The following is a 23,898-nucleotide window of genomic DNA, read 5'->3' as shown; positions in this document are numbered from 1 at the left end:
CTCAGTGTGCCGCGACAGCGGCCGTTTTCACGGTGGCGAGGGCAGCCTGGACGCTGTTCATGAGCGCATCCGTCGGCGCCGCGAAAGCGTCGAGGATTGGACCAGGCTGTACGCCGTAATAAAGAATGAGCAGGATGAGCGGCGCGAAGGTGACGATCTCGCGACGGTTCAGATCCTTGATGTCCTGGAGGGCCGGCTTGTCGAGTTCTCCGTAGACCACGCGCCGGTACAGCCAGAGAGCATAGGCCGCGGAGAGGATCACGCCGGTCGCGGCGAAGAACGCCACCCAGGTGTTGGAGCGGAAGGCGCCCATCAGGGTCAGGAATTCGCCGATAAAGCCGGAGGTGCCCGGGAGGGCCACGTTGGCCATCGTCAGGATGAGGAACACCACCGCATAGAGCGGCATCCGGTTCACGAGGCCGCCATAGGCTTTGATCTCGCGGGTGTGCATCCGGTCGTAGATCACGCCGACGCTCAGGAAGAGCGCACCGGAGACCAGGCCGTGGGAGATCATGGTGAACATCGCGCCCTGGATGCCCTGCTCGTTCATGCTGAACAGGCCCATGGTGACGAAACCCATATGCGCCACCGAAGAATAGGCGATGAGCTTCTTGATGTCCTCCTGCATCAGGGCCACCAGCGACGTATAGATGATCGCGATGACCGAGAGCGCGTAGACCAACGGCGCAAAATAAAGCGACGCATCGGGGAACATGGGCAGCGACACTCGGATGAAGCCGTAGCCGCCCATCTTCAGGAGGACGCCGGCCAGGATCACCGAGCCTGCCGTCGGCGCCTCCACGTGCGCGTCCGGCAGCCAGGTATGGACCGGCCACATGGGCATCTTCACCGCGAAAGACGCGAAGAAGGCAAGCCACAACCAGATTTGCAGGTTCGGCGCGAACTTGTAGGCAAGCAGCGTCGGGATGTCGGTCGTGCCGGCGGCCCAGTACATGGCCATGATGGCCAGAAGCATCAGTACGGAGCCGAGCAGCGTGTAGAGGAAGAACTTGAAGCTCGCGTAGATGCGACGCTTGCCGCCCCAGATTCCGATGATCAGGAACATCGGGATGAGGCCTGCCTCGAAGAACAGGTAGAACAGCACGAGGTCGAGGGCGCAGAACACGCCGATCATCGTGGTCTCGAGGACGAGGAAGGCGACGAAGTATTCCTTCACCCGATTCTCGATGGATTCCCACGACGCCAGGATGCAGAACGGCATCAGGAACGTGGTGAGCAGGATGAGCGGCATCGAGAAGCCGTCGACGCCGAGCTTGAAGCGGATGGTCTCGGTCAGCCACGAATGGCTTTCCACCAGCTGGAACGAAGCCGACGCGACGTCGAAACGGGCCCATGCGACGAGCGACAGGAGGAAGGTCGCAACCGTCGTGGCAAGGGCAGCCCAGCGGGCATTCGAGCGAGCAGCCTCGCTGTCGCCACGCAGGGTCAGGATGAAGGCTGCTCCGACGAGCGGCAGGATGAGAAGGCCGGAGAGGATGCCGAAGCCGAGCATTAGTGGGCTCCCCTGAAGAGATAGAAGGTCACGAGAGCCGCAACGCCGATCAGCATGGCGAAGGCATAGTGATAGACGTAGCCCGTCTGAACCCGCACGACACCGCGCGTCACGTCCAGAACGCGGGCGGAGATGCCGTCGGGCCCGAGCCCGTCGATGATCCGCTGGTCGCCCGTGCGCCAGAAGAAGCGCCCGATGGCCATGGAGGGACGAACGAAGATCGCGTCGTACAGCTCGTCGAAGTACCACTTGTTCAGCAGGAACCGGTACAGGATCGGGTGGTCGGCTGCGAGCTTCGCCGGCTGCTTGGCATCAATGATGTACATGTAGACGGCCAGCAGGAAGCCGAGAATCATCATGATGGTCGGCAGCAGCGGCACCCAACCCGGGAGATGGTGCATCTCTTCTAAGATGTGGTTCTCGGGACGAGTGAACAGAGCACCCTTCCAGAACTCCTGGTAGCCTTCGCCGATGAAAGCGCCATGGAAGACGATGCCGGCGAGAACCGCCCCAATGGCGAGCACGAGCAGAGGCAGCAGCATCACGAGCGGGCTCTCATGGGGCATGTGGGCTCCATGGTGGCCGTGCTCGTGCTGGGCATGACTTGCCGGCTCCACATCACGATTATGGTCGTCATGCTCTACGCCTTCATGGGAATGGGGAGCATGGGTATGCTGATCGTGAGGGCCGTGCCCCCAGCGTGCAGTTCCCTCGAAGGTGAGGAAGAACAGACGCCAGGAATAGAAGGAGGTCATGAAGGCGGCGACGACCGTGGCCAGGAAGGCGAAGGAGCCGGCCGAGGAGTGGGCCGCGTAGGCCGCCTCGATGATCGCATCCTTCGAATAGTAGCCCGCCGTGAACGGGAAGCCGGTGAGCGCGAGGGTGCCGACGGCCATCATCGCCGTGGTGAACGGGATGTAGCGGCGCAGTGCGCCCATGTGGCGAATGTCCTGCTCGTGGTGCATGGCATGGATGACCGAGCCGGCGCCCAAGAACAGAAGGGCCTTGAAGAAGGCGTGCGTGAACAGATGGAACACGCCGGCGCTGTAGGCGCCTACGCCAAGGCCCACGAACATGTAGCCGAGCTGCGAGCAGGTCGAATAGGCGATCACGCGCTTGATGTCGTTCTGAACCAAACCAACGGTCGCGGCGAAGAAGGCCGTGATGCCACCGATAACGGTCACTACGGCGAGCGCCGAGGGTGCATATTCGAACACCGGCGACAAGCGAGCAACCATGAAGACACCTGCCGTCACCATGGTGGCGGCATGGATCAGCGCCGAGACCGGGGTCGGACCCTCCATGGCGTCCGGCAGCCAGGTGTGCAGCAGGAACTGCGCCGACTTGCCCATCGCGCCCATGAAGAGCAGCAGGCTGGCGATGGTCAGGGCATGCCACTCGATCCCAAGGAAGGTGAAGCGTGCATTCGCAAACTCACCGACACGCGGGAAGATCGCATCAAAGGTGACGCCGTTGAACAAGACGAAGATCGTGAAGATGCCGAGCAGGAAGCCGAAATCGCCGACGCGGTTGACGATGAACGCCTTCATGGCGGCCGCGTTGGCCGAGTCTTTCTGGTACCAGAAGCCGATGAGCAGGTAGCTCGCCAATCCCACGCCTTCCCAGCCGAAGAACATCTGGACAAGGTTGTCGGCCGTCACCAGCATGAGCATGGCGAACGTGAAAAGCGACAGATAGGCGAAGAAGCGCGGACGGTGCGGGTCCTCGTGCATGTAGCCGATGGAATAGAGATGCACGAGCGCCGACACGGTGTTGACCACCACCAGCATCATGGCGGTGAGCGTGTCGATCCGGAACGCCCAATCGACCTGGAGATCACCGACCGACATCCATTGAGCGACCTGGACGCGGGTCGCGCCGTCGCCGAAGCCGACCTGGATGAAGGACACCCAGGACAGAACGGCCGCCACGAAGAGCAGAGCCGTCGTGACGATCTCGCTCGGTCGGGCACCGAGGACGCGCCCAAAGATGCCTGCGATGAGGAAGCCGACGAGCGGCAGGAAGACGATTGCGTGGTACATTGTCGTTTACTTCGCCGTTCGGGCCTGGCTCGTGGCCGCATGATCTTGATCAGAAAACCGATTCCCACTTTTCCGGATCATGCGCCTAGCCCCTCAACCTGTTGACGTCTTCGACGGCGATCGAGCCGCGATTGCGGAAGAAGACCACCAGAATGGCGAGGCCGATGGCCGCCTCTGCCGCCGCGACCGTGAGGATCAGCATGGCGAAGATCTGGCCGACGATGTCGTTCAGGTGGGTCGAGAAAGCGACCATGTTGATGTTCACGGCGAGCAGGATCAGCTCGATGGACATCAGGATGACGATCACGTTCTTCCGGTTGATGAAGATGCCGAACACCCCGAGCGTGAACAGCACGGCGGCGACGGTGAGATAGTGCCCCAGTCCGATAACCATTGCGCGCCTCCTTAGATGCCTTGACGGAAGGGAACCTTCCGCACCTCGACGGCAGTGTCCTGCGTCCGGGCGTTCTGCTTGGAAATATCCTGCCGCCGCACGCCGACCCGTTCACGCAGGGTCAGCACGATGGCGCCGATCATGGCCACCAGCAGGATCAGGCCGGCCGCCTGGAAAAAGTAGAAATAGCGGGTGTAGAGCACCTGGCCGAGAGCCTCGGTGTTGGTCATGACTTCGGGCGCTGGGATCGGGACCGCCGGCGAACGCACGAGGCCCGGGTCGACAGCATAGGCGCCGACGACCAGGATCAGCTCGAGCAGGAAGATCACGCCGATCACACCGCCGATGGGCAGGTACTGGAGAAAGCCCTGGCGGAGCGCCGCGAAGTCCACGTCGAGCATCATCACGACGAAGAGGAAGAGCACCGCGACCGCGCCGACATAGACGATGACCAGGATCATCGCCAGGAATTCGGCCCCCATCATCAGGAACAGGCCCGCCGCGTTGACGAAGGCCAGGATGAGAAAGAGCACCGACTGCACCGGATTGCGGGAAGCAATCACCATGAAGCCGGAGGCGACCGTGATCGTCGCGAACAGATAGAAGAAGGCGGCGGTAACCGTCATGCTCAACTCAAGCCGCTCAGAGCGGCCCCTTCCGACGTGGCCCCGGGGAATCCAGAGGCCTGTCTATAAAATCCGAATCCGACGGGCACAACCCGCCGGACTTCTTTGCCTCCTGCCCCGATCGGGCAAGAAGCGCTCCTACCGGTAAGGCGCGGTCTTGGCGATGTTGCGCGCGATTTCCCGCTCCCAGCGCTCCCCGTTCTCAAGAAGCTTGGCCTTGTCGTAGTAGAGCTCCTCGCGGGTCTCCACAGAGAACTCGAAGTTCGGGCCTTCCACGATGGCGTCCACCGGGCACGCCTCCTGGCACATGCCGCAATAGATGCACTTCACCATGTCGATGTCGTAGCGCGTCGTGCGGCGGGTGCCGTCGTTGCGACGCGGACCGGCCTCGATGGTGATGGCCTGGGCCGGGCAGATGGCCTCACAGAGCTTGCAGGCAATGCAGCGCTCTTCCCCATTGGGGTAGCGGCGCAGGGCGTGCTCACCGCGGAACCGAGGTCCGCGATGACCCATCTCGAAGGGGTAGTTGAGGGTCGCCTTCGGCTTGAAGAAATACTTCACCGTCAGGATGAAACCCGAGATGAACTCCTTCAGCAGGAGGGATTGGGCGATGCGGTCGAGTTGCATGCCGATCTCCTTTAGCGGACGCCCGGCGCATTGCCGGTCGCCATCAGGACAGCTGCCACGATGACGACCATGGCCAGGGAGAGCGGCAGGAAGACCTTCCAACCGAGGCGCATGAGCTGATCGTAGCGGTAGCGTGGCACCAGGGCTTTCACCATGGCGATGAGGATAAAGAGGAAGCTCGCTTTCAGGACGAACCAGATCACGCCCGGCACCCAGGTGAAGGGCGCGAACGGGATCGGCGAAAGCCAGCCGCCCAGGAACAGGATCGTGCCAAGGGCGCACATGGTCATGATGGCCACGTACTCGCCGAGCATGAACAGCAGGTACGGGGTGGAGGAGTATTCCACCATGTAGCCGGCCACGAGCTCGGATTCGGCTTCCGGCAGGTCGAAGGGCGGGCGGTTCGTCTCGGCCATGGCCGAGATGAAGAACACCACGAACATCGGAAAGAGCGGCAGCCAGTACCAGCCGAAGATGCCCAGGCGGGTATTCTGCGACTCCACGATGGCCGACAGGTTCAGGGTTCCGGCGCACATCAGCACGGTGACGATGACGAAGCCGATGGAGACCTCATAGGACACCATCTGCGCCGCGGAGCGGAGCGCGCCGAGGAATGGGTATTTCGAGTTCGAGGCCCAGCCACCCATGATGACGCCATAGACCCCGAGAGATGAGATCGCGAAGATGTAGAGGATGCCAACGTTGATGTCGGCAATCGCCCAGCCGGCATTGAGCGGAATGACTGCCCAGGCCGCGAGGGACAGGGTGCACATCACCAGCGGGGCCAGCAGGAACATGCCCTTGTTGGCGGGAGCCGGGATCACCGGCTCCTTCAGCACGAACTTGAGCAGATCGGCAAAGGACTGGAACAAGCCCCATGGGCCGACCACGTTCGGACCGCGGCGAAGCTGGACTGCCGCCCAGACCTTGCGGTCGGCATAGAGCGCATAGGCGATGAAGATGAGCAGCGCCACGAGCATGAGTAGGCTCTTGCCCAGCATGATCGCGACTGCGAGGAGGATATCTCCAAATTCCATGATCCGTTCCTCTTACTCAGCCGCCTCGAGCTTCAGCTCACGGGCGAGCGCGGAGCACTCGGCCATGACGCCGGAGGCGCGGGCAATCGGGTTCGTCAGATAGAAGTCCTTCACCGGGCTCGCGAACGGCTCGCGGCCAAGGGTGCCGCCGAGGCCGGCAAGCGCCTGAACGGCGGCAAACCCGTCGGCCGGCTGGACCGTGTCGATGGCTGCGAAGTGCGGATAATGCGCATAGAGCTTCGCCCGCAGGGCATTGAGCGAATCGAACGGCAGACGGTGACCGAGCACGTCCGAGAGAGCGCGCAGGATCGCCCAGTCCTCACGAGCCTCGCCCGGAGCGAAGGCCGCCCGGTTGGCGAGTTGCACCCGGCCCTCCGTGTTCACGTAAGTGCCGGACTTCTCGGTGTAGGTCGCAGCCGGCAGGATCACGTCGGCCCGGTGAGCGCCGCGGTCGCCATGGGTGCCCTGGTAGATCACGAAGGCGCCGGGAGCGATATCGATCTCGTCTGCGCCGAGATTGAACAGCACATCCACTTCGCCCTGCGCCATCGTCTGAGCGTTCAGGCCCCACTCGCCCGGCACGAGGCCGAGATCGAGCGCACCGACGCGGGAGGCGGCAGTATGCAGGACCGAGAAGCCGTTCCAGCCGTCCTTGACCGCGCCCACATCGCGGGCGAGCTGCGCGGCGGCCGAGAGAACGGCCAGACCGTCCGGACGGGAAAGAGCACCCTGCCCCACGATGACGAGCGGACGCTCAGCGCCGCGGAGCTTCTCAATGAAGCTGTGACGCCCGCTAGCCAGCTCAGTCAGGGTTTCGGGACCGGCGCCGAGATAATCATAGGGATAGGTCAGGTCGGCATGTTCGCCGATCATGGCGATCGGCGGCGGGGCCATGCGCCAGCGCTTGCGGATCCGCACATTGACGAGTGAAGCCTCGATGCGCGGGTTCGAGCCTACGATCAGAATCGCATCCGCATCCTCGATGCCCGTGATCGTGCTGTTGAACAGGTAGGAGGCCCGGCCGTAGACCGGCGTCAGCACCGAGCCGTCCTGGCGGGCGTCGATGTTGGTCACGCCGAGGCTCTGCATGAGCAGCTTCAGCGCATACATCTCCTCCACGGCGGCAAGATCGCCCACGATGGCGCCCACGCGCTTCGGATCCGCACCCTTCACCCGGTTGGCTATCGCGGCAAAGGCCTCCTGCCATGAGGCCGGACGCAGGCGGCCGTTTTCGCGCACGAAGGGACGATCGAGGCGCTGTAGGCGCAGACCGTCGACGATCTGGCGGGTCTTGTCGGTGATCCACTCTTCGTTCACCGCCTCGTTCACGCGCGGCAGGATACGCATGACCTCGCGTCCGCGGGAATCGACGCGTATCGAGGAGCCGACCGCATCCATCACGTCGATGGAATCGGTCTTGGTGAGCTCCCACGGACGGTAGTGGAAGGCTTCCGGCTTATGGGTGAGCGCGCCGACCGGGCAGAGATCCGCCACGTTGGCCTGCAGCTCGGATCCGAGAGCCCGCTCGAGATAGCTGGTGATCTCCATGTCCTCGCCACGCCAGAGGGCACCGAGATCCGGCACCCCCGCCACCTCGGCGGAGAAGCGCACGCAGCGGGTGCAGTGAATGCACCGATTCATGGAGGTTCGCACCAGCGGGCCGAGATACTTGTCGGTGACCGCGCGCTTGTTCTCGTGATAGCGGCTGGTGTCGACCCCGTAGGCCATGGCCTGGTCCTGCAGGTCGCACTGGCCGCCCTGGTCGCAGATCGGGCAGTCGAGCGGGTGGTTGATGAGGAGGAACTCCATCACCCCTTCCCTGGCCTTCTTCACGGTCGGCGACTTGGTGGAGATCTCCGGCGGCTCGCCGTTCGGGCCGGGACGGCAGTCGCGCACGCCCCAGGCGCAGGAGGCGACCGGCTTGGGCGCGCCCTTCACCTCGACGAGGCACATGCGGCAATTGCCGGCGATCGAGAGCCGCTCATGGTAGCAGAAACGCGGAATTTCCGCTCCCGCCGCTTCGGCGGCCTGGAGCAGGGTGTATTCCGCGGGAACGTCGACCTCGACGCCATCAACGATGATTTTCGCCATCTTCAATCTCACTCCGCCGCAATCAGGACGGATTCGGAATGCGGGTTTGCCGCGTAATCGTCGATCCGCTTCTCGATCTCGTGACGGAAGTGGCGGATCAGACCCTGAACCGGCCATGCCGCCGCGTCGCCGAGCGCGCAGATGGTGTGACCTTCGATCTGGGTCGAGACTTCGAGCAGCATGTCGATTTCGCGCTTCTGGGCGCGCCCTTCGGCCATGCGGGTGAGCACGCGCCACATCCAGCCTGTGCCCTCGCGGCAAGGGGTGCACTGGCCACAGCTCTCATGCTTGTAGAAGTACGAGATGCGGGCGATCGCGCGAACGATGTCGGTCGACTTGTCCATGACGATCACGGCGGCAGTGCCGAGGCCCGACTTCAGGTTACGCAGCGTGTCGAAATCCATATAGGCATCGGCGATCTGCTCGGCCGGAACGATCGGCACGGACGAGCCGCCGGGGATCACGCCGAGCAGGTTGTCCCAACCGCCGCGGATGCCGCCGCAATGGCGGTCGATCAGCTCACGGAAGGTGAGACCCATGGCTTCTTCCACGTTGCAGGGCTTGTTCACATGGCCCGACACGCAGAACAGCTTGGTGCCCACGTTGTTGGGGCGGCCGATGCCGGAGAACCAGGATGCCCCGCGCCGCAGGATCGTGCCGGCGACCGCGATCGACTCCACGTTGTTCACCGTGGTCGGGCAGCCGTAGAGACCCATATTGGCCGGGAACGGCGGCTTCAGGCGCGGCATGCCCTTCTTGCCCTCCATGCTCTCGATGAGAGCCGTCTCCTCGCCACAGATATAGGCGCCCGCACCGTGGTGGACGTAGAGGTCGAAGGGATACCCGTGAATGTTGTCCTTGCCGATGAGCTTGGCCTCGTAGGCCTCGTCCACCGCCCGCTGGAGAGCATGACGCTCGGCGACGTACTCTCCGCGGATATAGATGTAGGCGGCATGTGCCCCCATGGCGAAGGAGGCGATGAGGCAGCCCTCGACGAGAAGATGCGGATCGTTCCGCATGATCTCGCGGTCCTTACAGGTGCCCGGCTCGGATTCGTCCGCATTGACGACGAGGTAGTGCGGACGTCCATCCGATTGCTTGGGCATGAAGGACCACTTGAGGCCCGTTGGGAAGCCAGCGCCGCCGCGGCCGCGCAGGCCCGATGCCTTCATCTCGTTGACGATCCAGTCGCGCCCCTGTTCGAGGAGGAACTTCGTTCCGTCCCAGGCGCCGCGCATCTTCGCGGCCTTGAGGTCGGGCGAATGGAAGCCGTAGAGGTTGGTGAAGATACGATCTTTGTCCTGAAGCATTCCCGATCACTCCATCAGGACGACTTGTTGTCTTTGTCGACGATCACGTCCGGCTTGCTCTCGCTGCCGTCGCGGCGGGTCTCGGCTTGTGCAGGCGGCGTACCGGCGACCGGCGTCGTCGGGCTGCTCGGCACGGCTTCGCCCTCCTTGCTCGGGTTCGCCACGTAGGACTTGCCGCTCTGCGGGGCCGGTCTCGGCTCGGCTTCCGTATGCGACTGTCCCTTGGTGGCCGTCGACGGGTCGGCGGCTTCCTTGCGGTCGACCGGATTGATCGGCGTCTCGCCTTCCTTGGCACGCTCGGCCGGAGTATCGGCGGCAGGGCTCTCGATGGCGCGGCCTGCCGTGGGCTTGGCGGCCTTTACTTCCTGAGGAATAGAAGCCATGGCGGCTGCGGGCTCGGCCGTCTCGGCAGCCTTCGCCTGTTCCTCGAAGCGCTTGCGCCAGGCACCGACGAGTGAACCGTCGTACAAAGCCGGATCCTGAAGGGTGTTGACCGCTTCGAACGGCTCGGAACGGTTACGGCCGATCTGGGATCCGATCTTCACGGGCCGGCCGGCTGCGAGATCGTCGAGCAGCTTCTCGAAATTCTCAGTCGTCAGGTCCTCGTAATAATCGTCGTTGATCTGGACCATCGGCGCATTGGAGCAGGCTCCGAGGCACTCGACCTCGAGCCAGGAGAAGTTGCCGTCGGGTGTCACATGGTTCTGATCACCGATCCGGCGTTCCAGCACCTTCTTGATGTCGCCTGCGCCGCGCAGCACGCAGGGCGTGGTGCCGCAGAATTGGATGAAGTACTTTCCGACCGGCTCGAGATTGAACATCGTGTAGAAGGTCGCCACCTCCATCACGCGGATGACCGGCATGTCGAGCTTTGCCGCGACGGCCTCGATAGCCTTGCGAGGCAGCCAGCCACCGGCCTGCTCCTGGGCTTTGCCCAAAAGAGCGATCACGGCGGAAGCCTGCCGGCCCGGCGGATATTTGGCGATTTCCTTGTCCGCGAAAGCTTCGGTCTCTGGGGAGAGAACGAAGCTCTGGGGCTGCATGTCTTCAGGCGCGAGCTTACGAACGGCCATACACTCTTCTCCTCATCGCCATGGCCGGGCATAGAGCCCGGCCATTCGCGACTTGAACTATCTTCAGCACGCCTCAGAGAGCGTGACTTCCTGCACCGACGGCGGGGCAGGTATTCCTTAACGGTCGACCTCGCCGAACACGATGTCGAGAGAGCCCAAAACACCCGCGACGTCCGCCAGCATGTGGCCGCGGCACATGAAATCCATGCCCTGGAGATGCGCGAAGCCCGGGGCGCGGATCCTGCAGCGATAAGCCTTGTTGGTGCCGTCCGACACGAGGTAGACGCCGAACTCTCCCTTCGGAGCCTCCACGGCTGCATAGACCTCGCCCGCCGGGACGTGGAAGCCTTCCGTGTAAAGCTTGAAGTGATGAATCAGCGCTTCCATGGAGCGCTTCATGTCCTTGCGCGAAGGAGGGGCGACCTTTCCGTCGAGCGTCGTGACCGGCCCCTGCCCGTCCGGTGCCCGCAGCTTGTCGAGGCACTGGCGCATGATCCGCACGCTCTGACGCATCTCCTCCATGCGGATGACCTGGCGGTCGTAATTGTCGCCATTCTTCCCGACGGGGATGTCGAACTCCATCTCCTCGTAGCACTCGTAGGGCTGCGACTTGCGCAGGTCCCAGGCCACGCCACAGCTGCGGACGATCGGGCCCGAGAAGCCCCAGCGGAAGCAATCGTCCAGGGTGATTGTACCGATGTCGACGTTGCGCTGCTTGAAGATCCGGTTGCCGATGACGAGGGTGTCGAGATCGTCCAGAACCTGGAGGAACGGGTCGCAGAACGCTTCGATGTCGTCGATGAGCTCCGGCTGGATGTCCATGTTCACGCCGCCCGGGCGGAAGTAGTTAGCGTGCATCCGCGAGCCGGAAATCCGCTCGTAGAAGATCATCAGCTTCTCACGCTCCTCGAAGCCCCAGAGGGGCGGCGTGAGCGCACCGACATCCATGGCCTGCGTGGTCACATTGAGGAGGTGGGAGAGAAGCCGTCCGATCTCGGAGAAGAGCACCCGGATGAGCTGGGCACGCCTCGGCACCCCGATCCCGAGAAGCTTCTCGATGGCGAGGCAATAGGCATGCTCCTGGTTCATGGGAGCGACGTAGTCGAGCCGGTCGAAATAGGGATTGGCCTGAACGTAGGTCTTGTATTCGATCAGCTTCTCGGTGCCGCGATGCAGCAGGCCGATATGCGGATCGACACGCTCGACGACCTCGCCGTCGAGTTCCAGCACGAGGCGCAGCACGCCGTGCGCTGCCGGGTGCTGGGGACCGAAGTTGATCGTGAAGTTGCGGATATTGTGCTCGCCCATGGGTCGCCTCTCCGCTCCTTATGCCTTGGCCTTCTCATCGCCCGGCAGCACGTAATCCGTGCCTTCCCAGGGCGAGAGGAAATCGAAGTTGCGGAATTCCTGGCTGAGCTTCACCGGCTCGTAGACCACGCGCCCCTGGCCGTCGTCGTAGCGCACTTCGACATAGCCGGTGAGCGGGAAGTCCTTGCGCAGAGGATGGCCCTCGAACCCGTAATCGGTCAGGATCCGGCGCAGGTCCGGATGACCGGAGAACAGGATGCCGTAGAGATCGTAAGCCTCGCGCTCGTACCAGTTCGCAGCCGGCCAGAGTCCAACCAGCGAGGGGACCGGGGTCACCTCGTCCGTTTCCACCTTCACGCGGATGCGCCGGTTATGGTGAGGGGCGAGGAAGTGATAGACCACATCGAAGCGCTTTTCGCGGGCCGGATAATCGGCGCCGCAGAGATCGATGAAGCAGACGAAGCGGCACTGCGGGTCGTCCCGCAGGAAGGTCGCCACCCCGACGATGTCCTCGCGGCGAGCGACGATCGTCAGCTCGTCGAAGGCAATGGCCCAGCTTTCGATCGCCTCGCCGAGGGACGAGGTGATATGATCGCTCAGGGCTTGGAGATCAGCACTCATGCAGTGACCTTTGCTCAGCGCTCGATGGTGCCGGTCCGGCGGATCTTCTTCTGCAGAAGCAGCACCCCGTAGAGGAGCGCCTCAGCCGTCGGCGGGCAGCCCGGCACGTAGATGTCGACCGGCACGATGCGATCGCAGCCACGAACCACGGAATAGGAGTAGTGGTAATAGCCGCCGCCATTGGCGCAGGAGCCCATGGAGATGACGTAGCGGGGCTCCGGCATCTGGTCGTAGACCTTGCGGAGAGCGGGAGCCATCTTGTTGGTGAGAGTGCCGGCCACGATCATCACGTCGGACTGACGCGGCGAGGCGCGAGGCGCGAAGCCGAACCGCTCGACATCGTACCGGGGCATGGACATCTGCATCATCTCGACGGCGCAGCACGCCAGGCCGAAGGTCATCCACATGAGCGAGCCGGTGCGGGCCCAGGTGATGAGATCTTCGGTCGAGGTGACGAGGAAGCCCTTGTCGGACAACTCCTCGTTGATGGACACGAAATACGGATCCGTCGAACCAGCCGGCTTGCCCGTGTTCGGATCGATGATGCCGCGCGGGGCCGGAGCGACCAGGGTCGATTGGGTATCGGAGATCAATCCCATTCAAGGGCCCCCTTCTTCCACTCGTAAATGAAACCGACCGTCAGGACACCGAGGAAGATCATCATGGAGATGAAGCCGAACCAGCCTAGGTTCCCGAAGGTGATGGCCCAGGGGAACAGGAATGCCACTTCCAGGTCGAAGATGATGAAAAGGATTGCGACGAGGTAGAACCGCACGTCGAACTTCATGCGGGCATCGTCGAAAGCATTGAAACCGCACTCGTAGGCGGACAGTTTCTCGGTATCAGGGCGACTGTAGGCGACGATGAAGGGCGCCACGAGCAGCGCCACCCCAATCAGGAGCGACACGCCGATGAAGATTACGAGAGGCAGGTAGTCGGCGAGGAGATTCGTCATACGACACCTAGAACGAACGAAGCACGGCCGAGAGCCGGCAACCTGAAACGCATTTAGGCCCCAGAATGGCCCGATAAAAGCCCCTGCGACAACACGCTGATTGCGCGGGAGGCTTAGCTGAGTTCCCCTTCCCTGACAAGTGTTTGCACTGCCGCAAAAAGAACCATTCCAAACTAGGATGTAGCCTTTTCGGCCGTTTTCGCCGTCTTTCGGTTGGCGGTGGCCTCGACCTGGCCGATAACGATCTCCGCCTTGGGCTTGGCCCCATACTTGGCGCGAATCTGGTCGAATTCCTCCAGGGTCAGATGTTCGATCCCGATGAACACGTTCTGAGCGGCGCTGGGCCGGATCGCCTCGTCAAGCTTGGCCCTGAATGAAGATGATAGGTCGCTCATACACCTGGGCGACCTCGCCCGAGAATTCGATGACCATTTGGGCGTCACCATACGCGGTCTATCGCCCACGTCGCAATAACGCCCAGCTGCATCAAACTCCCAGGAACTGTTGGAAGAATGCGCTTGCAGCCGAAAAGTGCCGCGCTCAGGACGACAAGCCCAGCTGCGTGAGCTGCCTGCCCGATCCGGGATCATTGATCCGAACGGGACTCAAACCTGATTTTCAGAGGAGGAAGTGGCGCGGGCGACGGGGCTCGAACCCGCGACCTCCGGCGTGACAGGCCGGCACTCTAACCGACTGAGCTACGCCCGCGCATCGGACCGCCGAAGCGGTGTGGCTGGGGTTTAAAAGCGCCCCCGACCCCTGTCAAGGGTTGAATGCACTCATTTTGGAAAGCCTGCAAAAAACCCAACTGCTTAGGCGATGAGGCCCATCGGTCCGGGATGGGGTTCCTACAAAGTTTCACTCACCCGCGGGAACTTCACCCATAGTCCTGAGGGAGGAGATGACCCGGTCACACTCATAGAGGTCGTCGAGAGCCGCCTGAAGTCCGCGGATCGCCTCTGGGGTCAAGCCCGGCCGTGGAGGAGCGCAGGCTGCATCCTCTTCCTCGTATAGGTGCTTGCCGTTCGGAGCCTCAATGTCCTCGGAATTCGCCGGGAGGGTTTCGGGATGTAGCGCCGTGACGCTCTGCTCGCCGCGTCCGACACCCTGGACAAAGCGAACCCCCTCCTCCTTCAGGATCCGCTGAACCCCTTTGATCGTGTAGCCTTCCCCGTAAAGAAGCTGGCGGATGCCCTTGAGCAGATCGACATCGTCAGGACGGTAATAGCGCCGTCCGCCACCGCGCTTGAGCGGCTTGATATGGTTGAAGCGGGTTTCCCAGAAGCGCAGCACATGCTGAGGGACATCGAGGTCCTCGGCAACCTCGCTGATCGTGCGGAATGCGTCGGGGCTCTTGTCCATGACGCCGCTCGCCATAACCGGATTAATCCTCGCCTTCGAAGGTCTCACCATTGATATGCGCCTTCAAGACATTCGAAGGCTTGAACACCATCACGCGGCGAGGGTCGATCGGGACCTCGACCCCGGTCTTGGGATTGCGACCGACCCGCTCGCCTTTGCTGCGCACGATGAACGAGCCGAAGGACGAGAGCTTCACGGTCTCTCCGGCGGCCAAGCTATCGCAGATCTCCGCCAGGACCCGCTCGACCAACTCAGCCGATTCGGTCCGCGAGAGACCCACCTTCTGATAGACGGCCTCGCTCAGATCCGCTCTCGTTATCGTCTTGCCAGCCATTGAGCTCCCCAGCGCGAATGAGTTCGTTGGTCTTGTCGTCCCGGACGACGCTATGCAGATGGCTCCCTATGGTCAACCGCCAAGGTCGAAATACCGGATACCACCAGAGTCGATGCTCCCTCGGGCTACCAGCGAATTAAGGCACTTCCCCAGGTAAAGCCGCCGCCGATGGCCTCGATCATGACGAGATCCCCGTCCCTGATCCGCCCGTCCCGTCTTGCGGCATCCAGGGCGAGGGGAATCGAGGCCGCCGAGGTGTTGCCGTGCTTGTCGACGGTGATGACGACCTTCTCCGGCGCAATCCCGAGCTTGTCCGCACTCGCCGTAATGATGCGCTTGTTGGCCTGATGCGGCACGAACCACTTCAGTTCCTCGGCGCTCGTGCCCGTGGCCTTGAATGCATCCTGCACCACATCGGCCACCATGCCGACGGCGAATTTGAAGACTTCGCGCCCTTCCATCTTCAGGACGCCGGTGGTCTTCGTCGAGCCCGGCCCCCCATCGACGTAGAGCTTATCCCTGTAGCGGCCATCCGAGCGCAGGTGCGATGTCAGGACGCCGCGGTCGGCGGACGTACCCTCCCCCTCCTGGGCTTCAAGCACGATGGCCCCTGCCCCGTCGCCGAACAGAACGCAGGTGGTGCGGTCATTCCAATCGAGGATCCGGGAGAACGTCTCGGCCCCGATCACAAGAGCGCGCTTATGCGAGCCGGATTGAAGGAACTTGTCCGCTGTCGCCACGGCATAGACGAAGCCCGTGCAGACGGCCTGGAGGTCGAAAGCCGCCCCATGGGTCATGCCGATGCCGGTCTGGATCATCGTGGCGGTCGACGGAAAGGTGTAGTCGGGCGTCGAGGTGGCACAGATCACCAGATCGATGTCGTTCGCCGTGAGTCCGGCATCGGCCAGGGCCGCTTCAGCGGCCTTGATCCCCAGGACGGACGTGGTCTCGTCATCGTCGGCGATGTGACGCTCTTCGATGCCGGTCCTCTGCACGATCCACTCGTGCGAGGTCTCGACGATCCTTTCGAGGTCCTGGTTTGTCAGCTTGCGCCTCGGCAGATAGGAGCCGATGCCGCGTACGACGGAACGGGTGCGTTTCAAGATGCGCCTTCCTCAGGCCGGTTGGCCAACCGGGTCATGGTCCAGCATGCTCCGGATCGTGTTCATCAATTCAAAATGCGCCATGTCGTATGCGACGTCGATGGCGCTGGCGAAGCCGAGATCGTCCGTGCCCCCGTGGCTTTTGACGACCACCCCTTCGAGACCCAGGAAGACGCCGCCATTGACCTTCCGCGGGTCCATCTTGTCCCGAAGAGCGTTAAAAGCCTGTTTCGCGAAGAGATAGCCGATTTTCGCCATGAGGGTGCGGCTCATGGCCGAGCGCAGGTACTGGGCGATCTGCTTGGCCGTTCCCTCGGCGGTCTTCAGGGCGATATTGCCCGTGAACCCTTCGGTCACGACCACGTCGACGGTGCCCTTGCCGAGATCATCGCCTTCCACGAACCCGCGATAATCGAGGTTCGGCAGGTTCGATTCCCTCAGGATCCGGCTGGCTTCCTTGACCGCCTCGATGCCCTTGATTTCTTCCGTGCCGACGTTGAGGAGCCCGACGGTCGGGCGATCCAGGTCGAACACGATGCGCGCCATGGCGGCGCCCATGATGGCCATGTCCACCAGGTGGCCCGCATCCGCCCCGATGGTCGCGCCGACATCGAGAACGATGCTCTCGCCCCGCAGGGTCGGCCACATGCAGGCGATCGCCGGGCGCTCGATATGCGCCATGGTCTTGAGGCAGACCTTCGCGGTCGCCATCAGGGCCCCTGTATTGCCGGCGGAGACGGCCGCATCGGCCTCCCCGTCCCGGACGGCCTGAACAGCCCGCCACATGGAAGACTTGCCCCGCCCCATCCTGATGGCCTGGCTGGGCTTTTCGTCCATGGCGATGGCAATGTCCGTATGGCGCAGCTCTGTGGCCTCCTTCAGCTTGGGATGAGCATTCAGGAGAGGCGCAACAACCGTTTCATTGCCGAACATCAGGAAGCGAAGATCGGGATGGCGCTCCAAGGCCAAGGCAGCGCCCGGGATCACGATGGAAGGACCGTGATCGCCCCCCATCGCGTCAAGCGAAATACGCACCGGCTTCGGCATAAACGGTTGTTCTTTCTTTTTAAGTCATTCAACAGGGGGCGGAAAATAGCGGTTTGCGGCCTCTCCGCAACTGAATTCTGTACTTATGAGATCGGTCGGCCTGCCCGGGAGATATGCCGTAAGGATCGCTGCTGCCAGCCCTTACTTGTCGCCTTTCAGCTTGTTCAAGGCGGCGAAGGGCGAATCCTTCTCGTCCGCAGGATCCCGGTAATTGAAGTCGACACCGGGCTTGCGCGGATAGGGGTCGAGCCCGAGGGCGAGAAACTCGGCCGTGAGCGCGCCGAGGTCGATCTGGCCGTTCACGATCTCGTCCGGTGGCTCGTACTCATTGATGTCGGTGGGTGGTTCCGCCGGCATGCCGGAAGCTTCTGCAAAATCGACTTCGACCTCTTCCTCGATGGTGGAATCGAAGGGGTCGAGGGTCGTCACGCAGATCTGGGTGATCGAGGCCTTGACCACACCGGTCACATGGATGCCCTTGGCGGAAGCCTTCAGCTGGTAATCACCGGAAAGAGCCTGAATTCTCGGGAGGCCGAAATCCTGGGCCAGGGCAGCGCATTCCTCGGCAGTCGCCTCCACATGGACCTCCTGCCCTCGGGGAGGGATCTTCATGACATCGATGAGCCGCGACAGAGGTCCCACGGTTTCAGGTGTCATTGGATTGCCTCCTTACGCAAAGGTCTCGGGCTCGGGAAAGACAGGACCTGTCTCCAGAAGCGCCTCCAGGTTTATGGCCGCCAAGCCGCGATCGGCCGCCAGTGCATAACGCGCCAGGGGGACAGCCGGTGCCTCGCTGCCATAGACGTTGCGGCCCAGAGCAAGGGCCAAGCCTGCTTCGTCGGCGCCGTTGAGGGGGGTATCATAGGCATGGGCCCGCCCATAGAAGGATTCGGCGACTTTCTTCATCCGCTTGGGCACGACGGTATCCCCGACGCCCATCTCTCGGAGGGACGCATCCATGTCGCGGAAGAAGGCATCGGTCAGGTCCTTGGCGACCTCGTTGGCGGGATCGGGGAGGCCACGAAGCGCGCGCAGGGCCAGGACCATATGCAGCGACAAGGCCTCGAACCGCCCTTCCAGGGTGTCGGGGATGCCAAGTGCCGCATAGAGCCCGGGAGCGCGCGACGCTGTCGCAATTCTCTTGTAGAGGCTCGCGATCGTGGTTCGCCGGGGATCCTTGCGGAAGAGACTGAAGATCACGGCTCTGCCCTTCCAAGCTTGTCAAAATCGTAGCCTCGGGTTACGCCATCCCCATCCGTAGGCGCAAGCTCATCCGCGCCGCATTTCTGGAAGAACCGTACGATGCGTCGATATCATACTCTTTTGGTGCGCTTGGCTACTGCAACCGTTCTCGCCTCGACCGTCGCCGCCTGCACGGTGGGCGAGGAATTCCAACGCGGCTACGTGGCGGATGAGCGTGCCATCGCTCAGGTGAAGAAGGGCATGAGCGCCGATCAGGTCCTTCAGACCCTTGGAACGCCGTCCACCGTGTCCACCGTCGGCAATCGCAATTGGTATTATATCAGCCAGAAATCCCGCCGCACCCTGCAGTTCATGGGCGAGCAGGTGGTGGACCAGCAGGTGACCGCCGTCTATTTCGACAAGCGTCTGCGGGTTGAGCGCGTCGCTCTCTACGGCCTGCAGGACGGCAAGGTCTTCGACTTCATCAGCCGCACCACTCCGGCCGGCGGCGAAGAGGCCAGCTTCCTCGGCCAGATCTTCAAGGGCGTGACCAGCTTCAACCCGTTTGGCTGATCGGACGGCAAATCGAGAGTTCAGGATGGCCGGGCTTCGTCCCGGCCATTTTTCTTTGGGCCGCCATAAGAAAACCCGCGGCTCTCGCCGCGGGTCTTCAGTCTGTTCGCCTTGCTTCTTCTAAGAATGCGCAAGGATCGCAAGGAGCAGGAGGGCGATGATGTTGGTGATCTTGATCGCCGGGTTCACGGCAGGACCTGCCGTGTCCTTGTAGGGGTCGCCGACCGTATCCCCCGTCACGGACGCCTTGTGCGCGTCCGAGCCCTTGTGATGGGTCGTGCCCGAGGCATCCGTGAATCCATCCTCGAATGACTTCTTCGCATTGTCCCAGGCGCCGCCGCCCGAGGTCATGGAGATGGCGACGAACAGGCCCGTCACGATCACGCCGAGCAGCATGGCGCCCACGGCCGAGAAGGCCTCGGACTTGCCCGCCACCCAATAGACGACGAAGTAGGTCACGATCGGCGCCAGCACCGGCAGGAGCGACGGCACGATCATCTCCTTGATCGCCGCGCGGGTCAGCATGTCGACGGCGCGCCCGTAATCGGGACGATCCGTCCCGGCCATGATGCCCGGCTTTTCGCGGAACTGCCGGCGCACTTCCTCCACTACCGCGCCCGCCGCCCGGCCCACCGCCGTCATGGCGATGCCGCCGAAGAGGAACGGGATGAGGCCGCCGAACAGGAGGCCGACCACCACGTAGGGGTTGGTCAGGGAGAAGTTCGGCGCCACACCCTGGAAGTATGGATATTGCGCCGCGTTTTGCGTGAAGTAGTTCAGGTCCGAGGTATAGGCTGCGAAGAGAACCAGGGCGCCAAGGCCTGCGGACCCGATGGCGTAGCCCTTCGTGACCGCCTTCGTGGTGTTGCCGACCGCGTCGAGCGCGTCCGTGGACTTGCGGACCTCTTTCGGCAGCCCGGCCATTTCGGCGATGCCGCCGGCATTGTCGGTCACGGGGCCGAAGGCATCGAGGGCCACGATCATGCCGGCGAGAGCCAACATGGCCGTCACGGCAATCGCGATGCCGAAGAGGCCCGCGAGCTTGAAGGCCACGATGATGCCCGCGATGATGACGATGGTCGGCAGCGCCGTGGCCTCGAGCGAGACCGCCAGACCCTGGATCACGTTCGTGCCGTGGCCTGTCACCGAAGACTGGGCGATGGACCGGACGGGGCGGAAGCCGACGCCGGTGTAGTACTCGGTGATGACTACGATGAGCGCCGTGACGGCCAGGCCGATGATGGCACACCAGAACAGAGCCTGTCCCGTGAAGTCGGCCCCGGGAACCTGTCCGAATCCGATCATCTGCCAAGTGACCACGGCGATTGCCGCCGCCGAGAGGACGCCGGTCACGATCAGCCCCTTGTACAGGGCCCCCATGATGGACTCGTTCTGACCGAGCTTCACGAAGAAGCTGCCGATGATCGAGGTGACGATGCAGGCCGCGCCGATGGCCAGCGGATACAACAGCATGGTGTCCAGCGTCGCCTGGCCGGCGAAGAAGATCGCCGCGAGAACCATGGTGGCGACCACGGTCACCGCGTAGGTCTCGAACAGGTCGGCCGCCATGCCGGCGCAGTCGCCGACGTTGTCGCCTACGTTGTCCGCAATGGTGGCCGGATTGCGCGGATCGTCCTCGGGAATGCCGGCTTCGACCTTGCCCACCAGATCGCCGCCCACGTCGGCACCCTTGGTGAAGATGCCGCCGCCGAGACGGGCGAAGATCGAGATCAGCGAGGCCCCGAAGCCGAGGGCCACGAGACTGTCGATGACCACCCGGTCGGAGGGATTCAGGCCGGTGACCCGGGTGAGATAGCCGTAATAGAGCGCCACGCCCAGGAGCGCGAGGCCGGCGACCAGCATGCCGGTGACCGCACCCGCCTTGAAGGCGACGTCCAGGCCGCCGCCCAGGGACTGCGTGGCCGCCTGGGCCGTGCGGACATTGGCCCGGACCGACACGTTCATGCCGATGAAACCGGCGGCGCCGGAGAGAATGGCCCCGATGGCGAAGCCGATGGCCACACGGATGCCGAGGAAATAGGCGATGATGGCAAATAGGACGACGCCGACGATGGCAATCGTGAAATATTGCCGGCGGAGGTAAGCTTTTGCGCCTTCGGCAATCGCACCGGCGATTTCCTGCATGCGCTGAGAACCGGCGTCCCGCTTCATCACGTCGCTAATGGCCCAGAAGCCATAGGCAATCGAAAGAAGGCCGCCCAAGATGATTAGGGTGAGTGCCATCATGCCATCCTTGTTATGGGAAAGCAGAAAGCCGCACCTCAAGGCCTGTTTCTTGGCCTTGACGGGCCCCTACCCCCAGCGAACCTCATATTTGGTGGCAAAAAACTAGGCAGTCCGCAACAATCCTACCGGCACAACTCACAGGAAGGCCTTTATACTTTAAGCGGGTGCGATCGCCTTCGTCCTCTGCTGCCAAGCTAGCAGAACTAGCGCGACGGCGACGGGTGGGAAGACCAGCCAGTTGACGCTCTCCCAGCCGCCGGCGCTCAGGAGCTTGCCCGACGAGAAGGATGCGATGGCCACCGAGCCGAAGATGAGAAAGTCGTTGGCCGCCTGGACCTTGGCACGTTCCTCCGGCCGGTAGCAGTCGGTCACCAGGGCGGTGGCTCCGATGAAGCCGAAGTTCCATCCGAGTCCCAGGAGGATAAGCGCCGCCCAGAAATGCGCGATGCCGATGCCGGACAGGCCGATCAGGGCCGAAAGGGCGATCAGCACGAGACCTGCGGCTGTTACCGGCCTCTTGCCGAATCGGCCGATCAGGCGACCGGTGAAGAAGCTCGGTCCGAACATGGCCAGGATATGCCATTGGATGCCGAGGGCCGCGGCCCCAACGGAATGCCCGCAGCCGATCATCGCTAACGGAGCTGCCGTCATGATGAAGGTCATGAGGCTGTAGGACACCAGACCCGTGACCGCCGCCACGATGAACCGGGGCTGGCGCACGATCTCGATCAGGGGCCGACCGGCCGCCTTCGTCGAGGTGACGCTGATCGGAGCCGGCCGCAGGAACGACACGGCGATCATCGAGAGCAGGGCCAGGCTCGCCTGCGCCAGGAAGGCCCCCGCGAAAGGCGCCGCCTGGACCGCATCCCGGGTCCAGATCACCGTCTGGGGCCCGACGACGCCGGCCACCAGACCTCCGGTCATGACCCAGGAGATCGCCCGGGGCTTGAAGGCCTCGGAGGCGGAATCGGTGGCAGCGAAGCGGTAGCTCTGGTTGAAGGAGCCGTAGCTGCCGATGATCAGGGTCCCGAGGCAGAACAGGGCGAAGCTGAACGACGCGATCCCGAAGGCGGCCAGGCAGCCGCCGGCGAGGCCGATGCCGGCGCCAACGATGTAGCCGATGCGCCGCCCGGCTTTGCGCATCAGCATGGCGGCCGGGATGGTACCGAGCGCCAAGCCGAGGTTCAGCAGGCTGACGGGGAGCGTGGCGAGGTCCCTGTTCCATGCAAGCGCCTGACCGACGAGCCCGCCGAGGGATACGACGATGGCCGGACTCGAGCCACCCAACGCCATGGCGACCGCGAAGACCACAGCATTGTGCTTGGCGACGGCATCGCTGGAAGGCGCCTGGAGGGAAGTGTCAGAAATGCTGGTAGGAGCCGACATCGTAGCGTCTTTCGAGACCGTTCATCCGAAAGACCGGCCGGTCGTGTCCCGGGACGACTCGGCCGATGACGGACAGGGCGATGCCGACCCTATCGGCCTCTTTCCGGAAGCTGTCGAGATTCTTTTCCGGAACGGTGCAGAGAATTTCGTAGTCGTCCCCGCCGGTGAGCGCCAGATCGAGCAGGTCCGGCGAATCTGCAACCGCCTTCGCGGCCGCCGCCGAGAGCGGGACCTGATCGGCTTCGATCAAGGCACTGACGCCGCTCGCCCGCATCATCTTGGCGAGATCGCCGGCCAGACCATCCGAGACGTCCATGGCGGCGCTGGCGTGGTCGCGCAGGGCTCCTGCCAGGCGATGGCGCGGCCGCGGGTGGAGATAGCGTTCGGCCAGGTGCGCTCGGTCCTCGGGCGACAGGGATTGGGCCCAGGCCGGAGCGGAACGGAGCTTCAGGCCGAGGGCCGCATCGCCGATGGTGCCGGTGACGCAGACGAGCTCGCCGGCCCGGGCCGTCGTGCGCCGGACCATTCGGCCTGTCGGCACTTCGCCGACGGCGGTGACCGACAGGGTCAGCGGCCCCCTCGCCTTCACGGTATCGCCGCCGAGGAGGGGACAGGCGAAATCCCGGGATGCCTCGCCGAGGCCCGCTGCGAAATCGGCGAGCCAGTTCTCCGTCCAGTCGTCCGGCAGGGCGAGGCTGAGCAGAAAGCCGGCCGGTGCGGCGCCCTTAGCGGCGAGATCCGAAACGTTCACGCCGAGCGCCTTGCGGGCGATGGACCCGGGAGCATCCTCGGGCAGGAAATGGACCCGCTCCACCAACGCGTCGACGGTGAGGACGAGGTCGTGACCCGGCCTAGGGCTGAGGCGGGCGGCATCGTCCTTGAGGCCAAGGGCGCCCTCGCCAGCAATGGGGGCGAAGAAGCGCGCGATCAGGCTGTCTTCCGAGGGGCGTTGCACACTCATAGGCAGGCGCAGCTCCTTCCCTCCCCCTTGTGGGGAGGGATCGAGGGTGGGGGTGTGAGCGATAACTTATCAGGCTCTGGCGCCGGCACCCCCACCTCCAACTCCT

At 63.3% G+C, this 23,898-nt stretch carries 24 protein-coding genes and 1 tRNA gene; 1 reads left to right on the top strand and 24 read right to left on the bottom strand.

All coding sequences use genetic code 11. The annotated features are described in order from the left end of the window. Window position 1: 1 nt before the first annotated feature. From VB672_RS17930 to VB672_RS17830, 21 genes are all read right to left on the bottom strand, one after another. Complete coding sequence (locus VB672_RS17930; protein WP_329785568.1) at window positions 2–1,513, bottom strand: NADH-quinone oxidoreductase subunit M; 1,512 nt, start codon at window positions 1,511–1,513, stop codon at window positions 2–4. Continuing rightward, window positions 1,513–3,555, bottom strand: a complete 2,043-nt coding sequence (gene nuoL / locus VB672_RS17925) for an NADH-quinone oxidoreductase subunit L (protein WP_329785567.1) — start codon at window positions 3,553–3,555, stop codon at window positions 1,513–1,515. Before nuoL ends, VB672_RS17930 begins: the two co-directional genes overlap by 1 nt. Window positions 3,556–3,640: 85 nt before the next feature. Beyond that, window positions 3,641–3,949, bottom strand: a complete 309-nt coding sequence (nuoK, locus tag VB672_RS17920) for an NADH-quinone oxidoreductase subunit NuoK (protein ID WP_114943804.1) — start codon at window positions 3,947–3,949, stop codon at window positions 3,641–3,643. Between the two features lie 11 nt (window positions 3,950–3,960). Continuing rightward, on the bottom strand, window positions 3,961–4,575 hold the full coding sequence (locus VB672_RS17915; protein WP_329785566.1) for an NADH-quinone oxidoreductase subunit J: 615 nt from the start codon (window positions 4,573–4,575) through the stop codon (window positions 3,961–3,963). A gap of 138 nt (window positions 4,576–4,713) precedes the next feature. After that, entirely contained in the window at window positions 4,714–5,202 is a 489-nt protein-coding gene (gene nuoI / locus VB672_RS17910; protein ID WP_329785565.1) for an NADH-quinone oxidoreductase subunit NuoI, read from the bottom strand. An 11-nt stretch (window positions 5,203–5,213) separates the two neighbouring features. Then, on the bottom strand, window positions 5,214–6,239 hold the full coding sequence (gene nuoH / locus VB672_RS17905) for an NADH-quinone oxidoreductase subunit NuoH (RefSeq protein WP_329785564.1): 1,026 nt from the start codon (window positions 6,237–6,239) through the stop codon (window positions 5,214–5,216). A 12-nt stretch (window positions 6,240–6,251) separates the two neighbouring features. Then, on the bottom strand, window positions 6,252–8,330 hold the full coding sequence (gene nuoG / locus VB672_RS17900) for an NADH-quinone oxidoreductase subunit NuoG (protein ID WP_329785563.1): 2,079 nt from the start codon (window positions 8,328–8,330) through the stop codon (window positions 6,252–6,254). An 8-nt stretch (window positions 8,331–8,338) separates the two neighbouring features. Continuing rightward, window positions 8,339–9,640 (bottom strand): NADH-quinone oxidoreductase subunit NuoF, encoded by a 1,302-nt coding sequence (nuoF, locus tag VB672_RS17895; protein WP_329785562.1) that lies wholly within the window; start codon window positions 9,638–9,640, stop codon window positions 8,339–8,341. A gap of 14 nt (window positions 9,641–9,654) precedes the next feature. Beyond that, window positions 9,655–10,713 carry an NADH-quinone oxidoreductase subunit NuoE gene (gene nuoE / locus VB672_RS17890; RefSeq protein ID WP_329785561.1) on the bottom strand — a complete coding sequence of 353 codons (1,059 nt, stop codon included), beginning with the start codon at window positions 10,711–10,713 and terminating at the stop codon, window positions 9,655–9,657. A 117-nt stretch (window positions 10,714–10,830) separates the two neighbouring features. Next, window positions 10,831–12,021: an NADH-quinone oxidoreductase subunit D gene (locus tag VB672_RS17885; protein WP_329785560.1), complete on the bottom strand. Its 1,191-nt coding sequence runs from the start codon at window positions 12,019–12,021 to the stop codon at window positions 10,831–10,833. A gap of 18 nt (window positions 12,022–12,039) precedes the next feature. After that, window positions 12,040–12,642: an NADH-quinone oxidoreductase subunit C gene (locus tag VB672_RS17880; protein WP_329785559.1), complete on the bottom strand. Its 603-nt coding sequence runs from the start codon at window positions 12,640–12,642 to the stop codon at window positions 12,040–12,042. A gap of 14 nt (window positions 12,643–12,656) precedes the next feature. Continuing rightward, a complete protein-coding gene (locus VB672_RS17875) occupies window positions 12,657–13,241 on the bottom strand; it encodes a NuoB/complex I 20 kDa subunit family protein (protein ID WP_181052763.1) in 585 nt (194 codons plus the stop codon). Then, window positions 13,232–13,597: an NADH-quinone oxidoreductase subunit A gene (locus VB672_RS17870; RefSeq protein WP_036351452.1), complete on the bottom strand. Its 366-nt coding sequence runs from the start codon at window positions 13,595–13,597 to the stop codon at window positions 13,232–13,234. The genes VB672_RS17875 and VB672_RS17870 overlap by 10 nt, the downstream gene beginning before the upstream one ends. 173 nt (window positions 13,598–13,770) lie before the next feature. Further along, window positions 13,771–13,992 carry a hypothetical protein gene (locus VB672_RS17865; RefSeq protein ID WP_329785558.1) on the bottom strand — a complete coding sequence of 74 codons (222 nt, stop codon included), beginning with the start codon at window positions 13,990–13,992 and terminating at the stop codon, window positions 13,771–13,773. A gap of 236 nt (window positions 13,993–14,228) precedes the next feature. Further along, a tRNA-Asp gene (locus VB672_RS17860) sits at window positions 14,229–14,305 on the bottom strand. Window positions 14,306–14,455: 150 nt separating this feature from the next. After that, window positions 14,456–14,959 (bottom strand): MerR family transcriptional regulator, encoded by a 504-nt coding sequence (locus VB672_RS17855; RefSeq protein ID WP_329785557.1) that lies wholly within the window; start codon window positions 14,957–14,959, stop codon window positions 14,456–14,458. A gap of 22 nt (window positions 14,960–14,981) precedes the next feature. Continuing rightward, window positions 14,982–15,293 carry an integration host factor subunit alpha gene (locus VB672_RS17850; protein ID WP_009491113.1) on the bottom strand — a complete coding sequence of 104 codons (312 nt, stop codon included), beginning with the start codon at window positions 15,291–15,293 and terminating at the stop codon, window positions 14,982–14,984. 125 nt (window positions 15,294–15,418) lie between these two features. Beyond that, window positions 15,419–16,396: a beta-ketoacyl-ACP synthase III gene (locus VB672_RS17845; RefSeq protein WP_329785556.1), complete on the bottom strand. Its 978-nt coding sequence runs from the start codon at window positions 16,394–16,396 to the stop codon at window positions 15,419–15,421. A gap of 12 nt (window positions 16,397–16,408) precedes the next feature. After that, entirely contained in the window at window positions 16,409–17,443 is a 1,035-nt protein-coding gene (gene plsX, locus VB672_RS17840; RefSeq protein WP_329785555.1) for a phosphate acyltransferase PlsX, read from the bottom strand. A gap of 141 nt (window positions 17,444–17,584) precedes the next feature. Then, window positions 17,585–18,100: a YceD family protein gene (locus VB672_RS17835; protein ID WP_329785554.1), complete on the bottom strand. Its 516-nt coding sequence runs from the start codon at window positions 18,098–18,100 to the stop codon at window positions 17,585–17,587. A 12-nt stretch (window positions 18,101–18,112) separates the two neighbouring features. Further along, window positions 18,113–18,643, bottom strand: a complete 531-nt coding sequence (locus VB672_RS17830) for a ubiquinol-cytochrome C chaperone family protein (protein ID WP_329785553.1) — start codon at window positions 18,641–18,643, stop codon at window positions 18,113–18,115. 102 nt (window positions 18,644–18,745) lie between these two features. Here VB672_RS17830 and VB672_RS17825 point away from each other — a divergent pair, with 102 nt between their 5' ends. Further along, complete coding sequence (locus VB672_RS17825) at window positions 18,746–19,198, top strand: outer membrane protein assembly factor BamE (protein ID WP_329785552.1); 453 nt, start codon at window positions 18,746–18,748, stop codon at window positions 19,196–19,198. A gap of 120 nt (window positions 19,199–19,318) precedes the next feature. On the opposite strand, the gene VB672_RS17820 is transcribed toward VB672_RS17825, so the two are convergent. The 3 genes from VB672_RS17820 to thiL form a co-directional block, all read right to left on the bottom strand. Next, a complete protein-coding gene (locus VB672_RS17820; protein WP_329785551.1) occupies window positions 19,319–21,445 on the bottom strand; it encodes a sodium-translocating pyrophosphatase in 2,127 nt (708 codons plus the stop codon). 156 nt (window positions 21,446–21,601) lie between these two features. After that, a complete protein-coding gene (locus VB672_RS17815) occupies window positions 21,602–22,831 on the bottom strand; it encodes an MFS transporter (protein ID WP_329785550.1) in 1,230 nt (409 codons plus the stop codon). Beyond that, window positions 22,806–23,792, bottom strand: a complete 987-nt coding sequence (thiL, locus tag VB672_RS17810; protein WP_329785549.1) for a thiamine-phosphate kinase — start codon at window positions 23,790–23,792, stop codon at window positions 22,806–22,808. The genes VB672_RS17815 and thiL overlap by 26 nt, the downstream gene beginning before the upstream one ends. Window positions 23,793–23,898 lie beyond the last annotated feature (106 nt).

It is taken from the genome of Microvirga sp. CF3016 (genome assembly GCF_036314085.1).
Lineage (GTDB): Bacteria > Pseudomonadota > Alphaproteobacteria > Rhizobiales > Beijerinckiaceae > Microvirga.
Note: the sequence above shows the minus strand (reverse complement) of the source record. Positions and strands in the feature narration are given on the sequence as shown.